Origin of the sequence: Rhodococcus sp. RCBS9, from assembly GCF_029457415.1 — a bacterium.
Classification (GTDB): domain Bacteria; phylum Actinomycetota; class Actinomycetes; order Mycobacteriales; family Mycobacteriaceae; genus Rhodococcus_F; species Rhodococcus_F qingshengii.
The window spans coordinates 4,390,960-4,403,360 of record NZ_CP120422.1 but is presented as its reverse complement, the minus strand read 5'-3'; the positions used below and the strand labels follow the sequence as shown (position 1 = coordinate 4,403,360).

Annotated in this window: 14 protein-coding genes; 6 read left to right on the top strand and 8 right to left on the bottom strand. The window is 62.9% G+C overall.

Annotated features, from left to right (window positions below):
- Nucleotides 1–17: 17 nt before the first annotated feature.
- Together P0M12_RS20775 and P0M12_RS20770 are read left to right on the top strand one after the other, a co-directional pair.
- On the top strand, nt 18–1,025 hold the full coding sequence (locus P0M12_RS20775) for an ATP-binding cassette domain-containing protein (RefSeq protein WP_192712110.1): 1,008 nt from the start codon (nt 18–20) through the stop codon (nt 1,023–1,025).
- On the top strand, nt 1,022–1,849 hold the full coding sequence (locus P0M12_RS20770; protein ID WP_003941848.1) for an ABC transporter permease: 828 nt from the start codon (nt 1,022–1,024) through the stop codon (nt 1,847–1,849). The genes P0M12_RS20775 and P0M12_RS20770 overlap by 4 nt, the downstream gene beginning before the upstream one ends.
- 21 nt (nt 1,850–1,870) lie before the next feature.
- Here P0M12_RS20770 and P0M12_RS20765 read toward each other — a convergent pair whose 3' ends face one another.
- Nucleotides 1,871–5,119 carry a BTAD domain-containing putative transcriptional regulator gene (locus P0M12_RS20765; protein WP_192712109.1) on the bottom strand — a complete coding sequence of 1,083 codons (3,249 nt, stop codon included), beginning with the start codon at nt 5,117–5,119 and terminating at the stop codon, nt 1,871–1,873.
- A gap of 49 nt (nt 5,120–5,168) precedes the next feature.
- Between P0M12_RS20765 and P0M12_RS20760 the strand changes: the two genes are divergently transcribed.
- Nucleotides 5,169–6,038, top strand: coding sequence for a 1,4-dihydroxy-2-naphthoate polyprenyltransferase (locus P0M12_RS20760; protein WP_019744341.1), 870 nt, complete (start codon nt 5,169–5,171; stop codon nt 6,036–6,038).
- A 12-nt stretch (nt 6,039–6,050) separates the two neighbouring features.
- Here P0M12_RS20760 and P0M12_RS20755 read toward each other — a convergent pair whose 3' ends face one another.
- From P0M12_RS20755 to P0M12_RS20740, 4 genes are read right to left on the bottom strand one after another with little or no spacing between them, the layout of a single operon-like run.
- On the bottom strand, nt 6,051–6,431 hold the full coding sequence (locus P0M12_RS20755) for a phage holin family protein (RefSeq protein ID WP_003941998.1): 381 nt from the start codon (nt 6,429–6,431) through the stop codon (nt 6,051–6,053).
- Between the two features lie 49 nt (nt 6,432–6,480).
- A complete protein-coding gene (locus tag P0M12_RS20750; protein ID WP_192712108.1) occupies nt 6,481–7,047 on the bottom strand; it encodes a Clp protease N-terminal domain-containing protein in 567 nt (188 codons plus the stop codon).
- Nucleotides 7,048–7,052: 5 nt separating this feature from the next.
- Nucleotides 7,053–7,304 carry an HTH domain-containing protein gene (locus P0M12_RS20745; protein ID WP_003941869.1) on the bottom strand — a complete coding sequence of 84 codons (252 nt, stop codon included), beginning with the start codon at nt 7,302–7,304 and terminating at the stop codon, nt 7,053–7,055.
- Between the two features lie 54 nt (nt 7,305–7,358).
- Entirely contained in the window at nt 7,359–8,096 is a 738-nt protein-coding gene (locus P0M12_RS20740) for a 1-acyl-sn-glycerol-3-phosphate acyltransferase (protein ID WP_065352133.1), read from the bottom strand.
- 122 nt (nt 8,097–8,218) lie between these two features.
- Here P0M12_RS20740 and P0M12_RS20735 point away from each other — a divergent pair, with 122 nt between their 5' ends.
- Nucleotides 8,219–8,842, top strand: a complete 624-nt coding sequence (locus P0M12_RS20735) for a GNAT family N-acetyltransferase (protein WP_054187825.1) — start codon at nt 8,219–8,221, stop codon at nt 8,840–8,842.
- Here P0M12_RS20735 and P0M12_RS20730 read toward each other — a convergent pair.
- On the bottom strand, nt 8,740–9,843 hold the full coding sequence (locus tag P0M12_RS20730; RefSeq protein ID WP_003941980.1) for a PLP-dependent cysteine synthase family protein: 1,104 nt from the start codon (nt 9,841–9,843) through the stop codon (nt 8,740–8,742). The two genes, P0M12_RS20735 and P0M12_RS20730, sit on opposite strands and share 103 nt — an antisense overlap.
- Nucleotides 9,840–10,124 carry a DUF4229 domain-containing protein gene (locus P0M12_RS20725; protein ID WP_007728513.1) on the bottom strand — a complete coding sequence of 95 codons (285 nt, stop codon included), beginning with the start codon at nt 10,122–10,124 and terminating at the stop codon, nt 9,840–9,842. The genes P0M12_RS20730 and P0M12_RS20725 overlap by 4 nt, the downstream gene beginning before the upstream one ends.
- Before the next feature lie 393 nt (nt 10,125–10,517).
- Between P0M12_RS20725 and P0M12_RS20720 the strand changes: the two genes are divergently transcribed.
- Both P0M12_RS20720 and P0M12_RS20715 read left to right on the top strand, forming a co-directional pair.
- On the top strand, nt 10,518–10,730 hold the full coding sequence (locus tag P0M12_RS20720) for a BldC family transcriptional regulator (protein WP_003942029.1): 213 nt from the start codon (nt 10,518–10,520) through the stop codon (nt 10,728–10,730).
- A gap of 165 nt (nt 10,731–10,895) precedes the next feature.
- Complete coding sequence (locus P0M12_RS20715; RefSeq protein WP_003941996.1) at nt 10,896–11,102, top strand: hypothetical protein; 207 nt, start codon at nt 10,896–10,898, stop codon at nt 11,100–11,102.
- A 25-nt stretch (nt 11,103–11,127) separates the two neighbouring features.
- Here the strand turns inward: P0M12_RS20715 and P0M12_RS20710 are convergent, their stop codons facing one another.
- Entirely contained in the window at nt 11,128–12,351 is a 1,224-nt protein-coding gene (locus tag P0M12_RS20710; protein WP_238704815.1) for a MinD/ParA family protein, read from the bottom strand.
- Nucleotides 12,352–12,401 lie beyond the last annotated feature (50 nt).

Below are 12,401 nucleotides of genomic sequence, written 5' to 3'. Positions count from 1 at the left end.
CTGCCAAGCTTCATCCCATGAACCACACAGCTTCGCCTCTTGCCATCGAGGCCGACGGACTCGTCAAGAAGTTCGGCGAGCACCGCGCGGTCGACGGCGTCAGCCTCACCGTCCCCACCGGCTCGGTGTTCGGCGTCCTCGGGCCGAACGGCGCCGGCAAGACCACCACCGTCCGCATGCTCGCCACTCTCCTGCGCCCCGACGGCGGTGAGGCGCGCATCTTCGGCCACGACGTCAGCCGTGAACCCACCGCGGTCCGATCCCTGATCGGCGTCACCGGTCAGTACGCCTCCGTCGACGAGGATCTGACGGCGACCGAGAACCTCGTGATCTTCTCGCGGCTGCTCGGCCTGAGCCGCCGCGATGCGCGCACCAAGTCCCTGGAACTCCTCGAGGAGTTCGATCTGGTCGAGGCCGCGACCAAACCGCTGAAGAACTTCTCCGGTGGCATGCGTCGACGCCTGGATCTGGCGGCAAGCCTGATCGCGCGCCCGCCGCTGCTGTTTCTCGACGAGCCCACCACCGGCCTCGATCCGCGCACCCGCGCCCAGATGTGGGTGACCATCCGGCGACTCGTCGCCGAGGGTTCGACGGTGTTGCTCACCACGCAGTACCTCGACGAAGCCGATCAACTGGCCGATCGCATCGCGGTGATCGACCGCGGCCGCGTGATCGCCAACGGCACCGCCGACGAACTCAAGGCTTCGGTCGGGATCTCCTCGCTCCAACTCAAGCTGGTCGATCGTGATCGCACCGAGGAGGCTCGCTCGCTCATCGCCGCTGCGCTGAGCGTCGAGGTGGGTGTCACTCCCGAGGTCGGGCGGATCACCGCCCCGCTGAGCGACCCGTCGATCACGGCGGACCTGTTGATCCGTCTGCGTGAGCAAGGTATCGCCGTCGACGAAATCAACGTACAGAAACCCAGCCTGGACGAAGTGTTCCTGACCATCACCGGGCACCAGCCCGAAGACACTGGTCGCAACGACGCCCAGTCCGACAACGACTCCGATCGGAGCGTCGCATGACAACCACTCTCACCAAACCCCGGTCGCCGATAGCCCAGCCGGATGCCGCACCCCGCCGCATCAGCCTGCAGCAGAGCTTCGCGAACACGTTCACGATGGCGTACCGCGGAATTCTCAAGATCAAGCACAACCCCGAGCAACTGTTCGACGTCGTCATCCAGCCGATCATCTTCACGTTGATGTTCACCTACATCTTCGGCGGCGCGATCGCCGGTGACGTGACGGCATATCTGCCGACGATCATCCCCGGCATCCTCGTCCAGACCGTCATCACCGGTTCCATCGTCACGGGCACTCAGCTTCGTGAGGACATGGACAAGGGCGTGTTCGACCGCTTCAAGTCCCTTCCCATCGCTCGTATCGCCCCGCTGTCCGGTGCATTGCTCGCCGACGTCGTGCGCTACGGCATCGCCACGACCATCACGTTCATCGTCGGTTTCGCGATGGGTTACCGCCCCGCAGGCGGCGTGGTCGGCATTCTGTCTGCCGCGATCCTGGTCATGGTGTGCGCGTTCTCCATCAGCTGGATCTTCGCTCTCATGGGCGTGCTGATGAACAAAGCGTCCACGGTGCAGGGTGTTTCGATGCTCGTGCTGTTCCCGCTGACGTTCCTGTCGAATGCGTTCGTCGATCCTGCCACCATGCCGAGTTGGCTTCAGAAGTTCGTGAACGTCAATCCGGTCTCACACCTGGTGACCGCGGTTCGCGAGCTGGCCAACGACGGCCACTTCGGTATCCACGTCGTGTGGTCGCTGGTGGGCGCCGCGGTGATCGTTGCCGTCATGGCACCTTTGACCGTGCGGATGTACATGCGCAAGACATAAGTCCCGCACCATCGTCCAGACCTAGTCCAGCACCGGTCCGCGAAGCGCAGCCAACACTGCTTCGCGGACCGCTCTGCGTGAGTAACCCGATACCTTCTCGGTTTCCACAGACCACCTGTCGGCTCCGACCAGACCAACCGCGAAGTCGGAGAGGCGCGCGTGATGGAGCGAGACGAAGTCTTGTCTCCCCGGCATTTTCAACGACAAAGCCATCAGTTCGACTCCGCGTTCGATGTTGCCCGTGACAAGATCGAACGACCCGATCGCCGACGCCAACGAACCCGCGAGCGGCAGGTCCGCGTAACCGTTGGGATCGAGCTTGAGAGCACTCGACTCCTTCATCTGCAGAACGCGGCCCGCCACCAGTTCGTGCCGGCCGTGAACTGCGTGAGCGCACACAGCCGCGGCACCGAGCAGAACGACGAAGGGATCACCGAAGATGTTCTCGATCGCAGAACCCAACAGCTCCAGCGCTTCTCGATACCGAGCCAAGCCCTCGTCGATACGGCCGTCCGCGAGATCCGCCTCGGCGATACTCGCTATGAGCGCCGCGCGCCGTTGATCGGTTTCGATGGCCCCGGTCCCACCCGAATGCGCCAATGCCGGACGTGCACGATCGAGAAGCACCCGACCACCAGCGGTGTCACCGGCCGCGATCATTGCTCCGGCTTGAAAGCAGATGAGCTGCATCGCCTCGTCACGCGCACCGAGGCGTTCCATCGACGCCGCCGCGATCGCGTAGAACTCGATGGCCTCGCCATAGCGGGCGGATTGGCTGTGAACCGACCCGACATGTTGGGCCGCCATCGCCAGACCCCACTCGTCACCGATGCTGGTGGCGTAGTCGAACAGAGTCTCCCCGTCCAGCAACGCACCGCGCAGATCTCCGATGTTCTCCCGCATGTTCGAACGCGCGGACAGCGCCGCCATTCGGGTCTCGGGATCGGAACTGCGAACGCCTTCGGCCACCAACCGCGCAAGTTTGTGGTTGGCGATCCCACTCGTGGCCAGCTTGATCAGAAATGCGAACAACGGACCGAGATCATCGCGCTCACGCAACAGCTTTCGAAGTCGGATCCGCGCACGGGCATGGTTTCGATCGGCCTCTCCGAAGAAGAGATGCATCGCCACCAGGATGAACGTAGCGCCCACCAGTTCTGCATTCACGTCGCGCAGATCGTTGTCCGCGGTCGCCCCGACGATCTTCGACGCCCAGTTCGAAATTTCCGAGTTCGATCCTCGTACGGCCCACAGAATCGCAAGGACGGGGAAGACGTTGGCTACGGTCACCGCGTCGCCGCGTTCCACGGCCCAGCGAAGTACAGCCAGAAGGTTGTCGTGCTCGGCATCGAGGTCGGCAATCAGACGGAGCTGATCCGTCCGTGCACGCACGACGGCATCCTCGGCGATCGCAATCGCCCAGTCGTCGAGGCGCCGAATCACTTCCGGTCCCTCCCCGGACGCGGCGAGTTGCTCCTCGCCGTATTCACGGACAGTCTCGAGCATGTAGTACCGAAGATCTCCCTGCCCGTCGCTGACGGATAGAAGTGACTGATTCACCAGCGCTTCGACGGCGCTTGCCACATCGGTCAACTCGCCCCACCCGGCAACGGCCTGCGCCGAAGAAAGGGTGAAGCCGGCCGGGAATCGGCACAATCGACGCAGCGCAATCTGATCCCCGCTGCCCAACAGATTCCAGCTCCAGTCGATCACCGCGTGCAGGGTGCGATGCCGATCCGGAGACGTCGGATCATCGGAGCGCAACAACGCGAACCTGTCTCGCAGTCTCGAACCGATTTCGTCGACGCTCATGGTGCGGACCCGCGCGGCAGCGAGCTCGATCGCCAGCGGGAGTCCGTCGAGCGTCGTACACAGCTTGACTACCGCGTCGACGTCCAGATGAACAGACGGCCGCACCGCACGGGCTCTCGCCGAGAAGAGTTCGACTGCCGAGCCGGTTCCGTCTTCGATCGCCAACGGCGGCAACGGGTACACCGCCTCGGCACTGATCATGAGCGGAGAACGACTGGTGGTCAGAACCGTCAGCTGACGACCGGCCGCGATCATCTCGGCCACGATCTCCGAACACGCGCCGATCACGTGCTCACAATTGTCGAGGATGAGCAACATCGGACCGGCGGACAGCGCCTCTTTGAGTCGCTCTCTCGCCGAATGCGTTCGGCCGACGGTCAATTTGCCTGGCGCCAGATCGGATTCGCTGATTCCGAGGGTGCCTCCGATGGCCGCGATGACATCTTCGCTGCTGCGCAACGACGCCAACTCCACGAGGACCACCGAGACGCCCGGCTGATTCACGGATCCGCGCAGGCCCAATTCGTGTGCGAGACGGGTCTTTCCGGCGCCACCAGGTCCGAGAATGGTGACGACGCGCGAGCGGGCGAGCAAGGATTCGATCTGGTCGATGTCGTTGTCGCGACCGAGCAAGGTGTTGGGGGCAGCGCGGAGACCGATCGCACGCGCGGCCCGCGGTGTAGCCGCAGGTGCCCCGAGAAGTTCCGCGTTGAGAGTCACCAGTGCGGGTGACGGATCAGCGCCCAGGCGATTGGCGAGGTGGTTGCGGAACTCCGCGAACACTTCGAGTGCCTCGTTGACTCGGCCTGCTCCGGCGAGCGCACGCATCAACGCCTCGGCCGCTGTGTCGTCGAATGGGCTCGCCAGATGGCGTCCGCGCACCAGGGGAATGGCTGCCGCGTACTCCCCCAATGTGAGCAACGCGTCGATCTGCGCCGTCTCCAGTTCGTCGTACACCCGGCCTGCGTCGAGCGCCAGACGATCTGCAACGTCGCCGACGACGTCACTCCCGGGGGTACCGCGCCACAGGCGCAATGACGCGGTCGTGACGGCGAGCGCTTCGGACGCTTCGGCGCCGACGGTGCGCAGACCACGGGCGGCGTCCGCTGCCCTGGCCAGGTCGACACGCTCCCGAGCGAGAGTGAGCCGGTATCCGGCCGCCGTGACTTCGAGGGCCCCGTCCGGGAGTGCAGATCGCAGGCGCGAGACCTGAGTGTGGAGGGCGTTCATCGGTGAGCGCGGCGGCTCCAGCCCCCAGACGTCGTCGATCAGGCTCTGCGCGGTACGTGGCTCACCCGGATTGCGAGCCAGCGCAACCAGCAGAGTTCGAGCTCGCGGACCCGGCAACGGAACCAGACGACCGCCCACTTTGGTCGAAACGGGTCCGAGCAAGGCAATGTCTGCCAGGTCTTCGCCCGACTGCGCGTACCTGGCGCGCTCACTCACGTCTCGAGTCATGTGCTGATCCACCGCGTTCGATCGTATTGCACAGTGCAAAGATCGTTGTATGGCAACAGCTGCTCAATGGATCGAAGGCGCGAGGCCGCGCACACTCCCGAACGCGATTGCGCCCGTGCTGGTCGGCACCGGAGCCGCGGCGTCCCTGGACCTCGCAGTGTGGTGGAAGGCGCTCCTGGCACTGATCGTCTCCTTGGCCTTGATCGTCGGGGTGAATTTCGCGAACGACTACTCCGACGGAATCCGCGGAACGGACGACGACCGCGTCGGGCCACTGCGCTTGGTCGGATCGAAGTTGGTCAGTCCCGGAGCCGTGAAGGCCGCGGCGATCAGCTGCTTCACCGTTGCCGCGGTAGCCGGGTTCGTTCTGGCGGCGACCACAGCCTGGTGGCTGGTTGCGGTCGGCGTGTTCTGCATCATCGGTGCCTGGTTCTACACCGGCGGCAAGAAGCCGTACGGATACAGCGGGTTCGGCGAGATCGCCGTGTTCATCTTCTTCGGACTGATTGCAGTGCTGGGAACTCAGTTCGTACAGGCCGAACGGGTGGATCTGGCCGGGCTGGCCGGCGCGATCGCCATCGGTTCGTTCTCGAGCGCGGTGCTCGTTGCCAACAATCTTCGAGACATCCCGACCGACACCGAGTCCGGAAAGATCACTCTCGCAGTCCGGCTCGGCGACGCCAAGACCCGCACACTGCACGTGATCCTGCTGGCCGTCCCGTTCGTCGCGACCCTGCTGCTGATCCTGCGCACTCCGTGGGCATTGCTCGGATTGCTGGCGTTGCCACTGGCAATCCGAGCCAACGCCCCACTGCGTTCGGGCGGGCAGGGTATGGCCCTGATCCCCGCGTTGCGCGACACCGGACTCGCCATGCTCGTCTGGGGTGCCGCGACCGCAGTTGCGCTCAGTCTCGCCTGAAAGTCGACGGACTCAACGGTTGTCCGGGACGAACGCGCTGAGCAGGAAGTTCACGATCGAGATGATCAGCGCGCCCCAGACTGCCGTCCAGAAGCCGTCGACCGTCAAGCCGTAGGACGTTCCAGACGAGATCCACGCCGTCAGCATCAGCATTAGGGCGTTGATCACGAGCGTGAACAATCCGAGAGTCAGGATGAGCAGCGGTAGCGAGAGAAGCTGCACTACCGGCTTGATGAACGCGTTGACCACCGTGAAGATCAAAGCGATCACCGCGATCACGAGAACCGTGCCCCAGGTGCCGTTGTCGTGGTTGGCGATCGTGATGCCGGTGACCCACGCCGACGCCAGCCAGATGGCTATGCCGTTGATGATGAGACGTGCCAGAAATGTCATGTCTGAATGCTGGCACATCCCGCCCCGTGCATGCGGAGCCGTGCCGAATCTAGGCGGCGCGATTCATCTTCGCTTCCAAGCGCTCACGGATCACCGACATCGTGACCTGCGTTTCGAGGGCCTGACGGGTAGGCCCGTCGGCGACACGCAGGATGCCGAGCAGGATGTGTTCGGCGCCGATGCGGTTGTCCTTGTGCGCGAGCGCTTCACGGAGCGAGAGTTCCAACACCTTCTTGGAGTCCTTCTCGAATCGTGAACGAGGGAACCCGAATCGGCTCTTGCGAGAAGTGTCGACGCCGTCCGGCACAGGAGTCTCGTCCAGCACACCTTCGCCGAAGGACTGCTCGAGACTCTCCCGAACCGCATCGAGATCGATGCCGATCGACTTGAGTATCTCGGCGTCGTCGTCGAAATTGTTGGAGCTACCTTCGTTCGATCCGGCGCCGGCGTGGCGGATCACGTCGAGCGTGACACCAGACTCGGTGAGCACCTCGGTGGCGATGCCCCGATCAGAGGTGATCAGCGCGGTCAGAAGTTCCATCGGCGTGACAGGACCGGAGCCGGCGACAGCATCGACAACGACGCTTCGAGCCTGTGCGGAGAACCTTTCGAACATGGCAATTACCTGCCCTTCTCGCGCAGTGAACGCAGCATCGATTCCGACTGCGCGGACGCGTATTTCTTGTGGACGGCTTGACGGCTGACCTCGAGAGCTTCCGCGATCGCCTGCCAGGACCATCCGTGACGGCGCGCATTGGCGACCTGAATGGCCTCGAGTTTTTCGAGAAGACGACGCAGCGCTCGAACAGCACGCAATCCCTCGGTGGGATCCGGGCTACCGGCGGCAGCAGCGAGAGAGGTTGCTTCGGTCATGTTGTCAATTTAGGTTGACAACCGGAATTTGTCAACCAAAATTGACAGGCGCGCCTAGTACCCGGCGACGGCCCCGTCCACTGCCACCTGCAAGTCGGCCTGCACAGTTCGGGCGATATCCATCGGCTTGTCCGGAAGTTCGGTCACCGGCATTCCGACAAAGACACTCGCAGCCTTGACGTCGCCGGCCACTGGACCGTAATTGATGCCGATCGACACCAGTGCCGGTGAGCATCCCAACTTCTCGGCGCGCGCGACGATGTGGCCGATTCCGCTGTTGACGTGCTGCAGCCGCGTCGGATCTTCGGTGTTGCACGTCCCTTCCGGGAAAATCGCCAGACAGTCCCCGTTGCCCAGCCGCTCGGCCGCGACGTCCATCATCACTCGGCCGGCATCCGAAACTGCACGGAGGCCGTAGTTCTTGCTGCGAAAAACCGGGATGCTGCCCATCATGTCGACCTTCTTGCGCTGTGAAGGATCAACGAAGAGTTCGTCTTTGGCGAGGACCCGGGTCCGTCCGATCACTCGACGCAACGGAGTACGCCACGCGGTCGCGGCGAGCGTGAACTGGTCGCTCTCGGTCAGATGATTGACTGCCACGACCAACTGCGTCTTACGTTCCAGCAGAGTCTTCAGCGCACCTTCCGCACCCGGCGCGTACCTCACTCGCGGGCGGTACTTCAGCGCCAATGCGGCATAAGCGAGCTTCGCCACGAATCGGTTCTGCTGATGACTGCGGTAGTACTCGTACACAGCCTCGTAATTGTCGAGTGAAACTTCAGGATTGCCCATGATCCGCCCTCGCTGGAGAAGTGCCCCTTGACCAAACGATACACAACCTACGGTTGCGTAGGTTTGCGTTACAGAAGGCGTAGCGCTGGGAGAAACGCACTTCTCGAGGTAAAACGGTTTCTGTGATCCGCTCGGCCATATCCACCGACCTACCCGCACTGCAACAGATCGAGATCGCCGCGGGCGAACCGTTCCGAGACATCGGGATGGACGCCATCGCAGACGATCCACCGCCGACGCTCGACGAGTTGAACGATTTTCTCGCAGCCGAGCACATCTGGGTTCAGACCGACGCGAACGACGTACCCGTTGCGTACGCACTCGTCGAGATCGTGGACGGCGGCGCGCATATCGAGCAGGTCTCCGTTCACCCCGATCATGCCCGGAAAGGCCTCGGAGCCCAGCTGATCGACGCCGTCACCGAATGGGCGGCGGACCATCACCACGATCTCGTGACTCTGACGACGTTCGTCGACGTTCCGTGGAACGCGCCGTACTACGAGCGCCTCGGGTTCGTGCGCCTGGCCGAGAACACGCTCTCCCCCGGCCTGATACGCATCAGAACGGACGAGCAGTCGTCCGGGTTGGACGCCTGGCCGCGCGTGACGATGAGCCGCCCGTCACACGGTCCAGCGCCGGCGATTCAGGAACTGGCCGTCCACGCACCCGAACGGACGAACTCGTCCAGCACTGTCGTCGGGCCGAGCAGGTCGATCCCTTCCGAAGCCACCCATTCGTCGTTGTAATACGTGCCTGAGTAACGCTCTCCGCCGTCGCACAGGAGGGTGACGACGCTGCCGCTGCGCCCGGCCGCCATCATTTCGGCAATCAACGCAAAAGCTCCCCACAGGTTCGTCCCCGTCGAGCCGCCCACTTTGCGCCCCAGGGCTGCGCTGGCATGCCGGGCAGCCGCGATCGAGCCTGCGTCCGGCACCTTGATCATTCGGTCGACCACCTGACCGACAAAAGACGGTTCGACGCGCGGACGGCCGATGCCCTCGATCCGGGAACCTCGAGTACCGACGATCGACGGATCGCTCGCTCGCCACGCGTCGAAAAACACGGAGTGCTCCGGGTCCACCACGCACAGCCCCGTGTCGAATTTCCGGTAACGAAGAAAGCGGCCGATCGTGGCACCGGTTCCGCCCGTCCCGGCTCCGACGACCACCCAGTCGGGAATCGGATGTTCCTCGTGTTCGAGCTGAGTGAAGATCGATTCGGCGATGTTGTTGTTTCCTCGCCAATCCGTCGCGCGCTCGGCGTGGGTGAACTGGTCCATGTAGTGACCGTTCAACTCACTCGCGAGCCGATGCGATTCCGAGTAGATCGACGACGGATCGCTCACGAAATGACAACGTCCCCCCTGCGCCTCGATCAACGCGATCTTGGCGGGACTCGTGCTCGCGGGCATCACCGCGACAAAATCCAGGCCCAGCAACTTCGCGAAATACGCCTCGCTGACAGCCGTCGATCCGGACGACGCTTCGATGACAGTGGTCTCTTCGGTAACCCAGCCGTTGCAGATCGCGTAGAGGAAAAGCGACCGTGCGAGTCGATGCTTGAGACTCCCCGTGATGTGGGTCGACTCGTCCTTCAGATAAAGCTGGACGGTCCAGTTACTCGGCAGCGGATAGCGCAGCAGGTGAGTGTCCGCGCTGCGTTGCGCGTCGGCTTCGATCAACCGCACCGCGTTGTCGACCCACTGGCGTGAGGTCCGACGGTCGACGTCGAGCGACCCCGTGGTCACCGCCCGTCTCCGCGCAGCTTGGAGCGAAGATCGTCACGATCGGACCGACGCTGGGCGTCGACCGCCGCAATGCCCGCATTGACACGCTTGCGCAGTTTCGCGAAGAGCAGCAACGACAGCGGCAGCGCGATCAGAACTGCGAACAGCGCCGCGACGATCAAGGGAACGTCCGTGCCGGCGAGCTTTCCGCCACCGATGATGACGGCACCGATCACGACGACAAGCAGCAGCCGAGCGACCGAGTACAGCACCACATCGCGGGCTAGTTGACCCTTGGTCACCGGCCCGGAAGCCGACTTTGCTTGCCCAGAGTTTGCGGAAGGTTTACTGGCCTTGACCGGCTCAGAAGGAACATTTTCGGGGTTTTCAGACAACTGACTCACCCTCTCAGGTTACCCATTCCGAATACGGGTGGGACCGAGCCCGCTATATCCATTTTGTCCTTTACTTAAACATTACTTTTTCTTGAAAGATCGACTACCCGGCTATATCTGTGCAAACATTGCGCTACCACTCAGAAAACGGTCGAATGTGAGCGAAGGACTTCGAAACAAACTCGACGCAGGTTTTTGGCAACTGGTCGACACACCGGTTCGGAACCAAAGTTCGGAATCACTGCTCGGTTCGGAATCACTGTTCGTCAAACGTTCGACATCAACATGGAGGACCTCACAATGAGCGCACCAACCTTCAATACCGCCGCAGACGCACTCATGACGCCCGGACAGGTAGCGGCATTGTTTCATGTCGATCCCAAGACCGTGACCCGCTGGGCACACGCAGGACGACTGGGCTCGCTTCGCACGCCAGGAGGACATCGTCGATTCCGTGAGACCGAGGTCATGCAGCTTCTGCGCTCGCTGACCACCGAAGCAGACAACAACTGAGCAACTTCAGCTCACTTCGAAGCACTTTGCGGTACCCGACAGATCTTGCAGTACCCGACAGATACAGCACTAGCGCACTGAGCCGAAACGCTTGTCCGCACCACTTCTGGTGAAGCGGGGCGGAGACTGAGTAGGCTCGACTTCAGTTCCCTGAGGAGGTGCGCCGTGTTGTATCTGTTGGCGTTGGTGGGTTTGGTGACATTGATCGTTCTGATGTGGAAGGCATTCGGGCCCGATCCGTCGACGCGCACCCCGGTGAGCGGTGTACGCGGGCCGGATGACGATCCCGAATTCCTGTGGAATGTGAACCAGCAAACACGACGCAAGCGCACGGAAGGTCCGGACGTACCGCCGACTGACGCGTCGACGTAGCGTCCGGGCTCGCCCGGCTATCCGATTACCGCCCCGTCAACGCGAACGGGGAGGCCGGAAAGTCCTGCGCAACCACCGCAGCCAACTCCAGCACCGCTTCCCGAGTACCTGGACGCAGCCGGTCCAGATCGATTTCGGCGCCCTCTTCCAAATGCGGATCGAACGGAATCAGTTTCACCGCTCGACAGCGCTGCTCGAAGTGCTCGACGACCCGCGGCAGATCAACCTTGCCCGAGCGAGGCCGTACCGCGTTGATGACAGCCACGGACGTGGCGACCAGCCTGCTGTAACCGTGAGCGTCGAGCCAGTCAAGTGTTGCGGAGGCGCTACGTGCACCGTCGACGGAACCGGAACTGACGACGATCAACGAATCTGCACCTTCGAGAATGGCCTGCATCGCCGAGTGCATCAATCCGGTGCCGCAATCGGTCAGAACTATGCTGTAGAACTTCTCGAGCATGTCGACCGTGCGCGTGTAGTCCCCACCGCTGAAGGCCTCTGAAACTGCTGGATCGCTGTCGGAGGCAAGCACTTCGAGCCGGTGTCGATTTTGCGATGTGTAGCCACGGACGTCGCTGTACTTCTCGATGCTGTTCTCGTCGCGCAGCAGGTTTCGCACTGTTGCCGGAGTTTCGAGCGGGATCTTCTGGCTCAGCGTTCCCCGGTCGGGGTTTGCATCGACAGCGACGACGCGATCGCCGCGGATCGAGCCGAACATCGACCCCAGTGTCGCTGTGGTCGTGGTCTTTCCGACGCCGCCTTTGAGACTGAGCACCGCAACCTTGTAGCAGCCCTGCAGCGGCTGGTTGATCTGGCGCGTCAACTCGACGAGGTGCTGCTCCTTTGCACCGTTTCCGAGGTTCACCGATCGGCCGGACAACGTGTACAGCGCCTTGCGCCAGCCGCCCACCGGCGCAGGCCGGACAGGCCGCTTGACGAGGAGCGCAGCCGAGAGATCTTGCGCAGTCATCGGGAGAGCGGACTCGAAGCGACTGTCCGGAGCCGAGGTGAGTCCGGTCTGCGGCATCGGAGCGCGAGTAGGTGGCACTGTCGGCGGGGCCATCGGCACGGCCTGACCATTCTGGAGGGTGTGGCCGTTCTGCACCGGCGCAGCGCCGGGATGACCGAACTGCCGAATCGCGGGATTGGGCGGATGGACGCCGGGCGAAAAAGGTGCCTGCGGTTGCTGGAGCGGTCTCGCGGATGAATGCGCCGTCGGGCCGGGCTGCGAATTCTGAACAGGATGCAGGTTCCGAACAGGCTGCGAGTTCCGAACAGGCTGCGAATTCTGAACAGGCT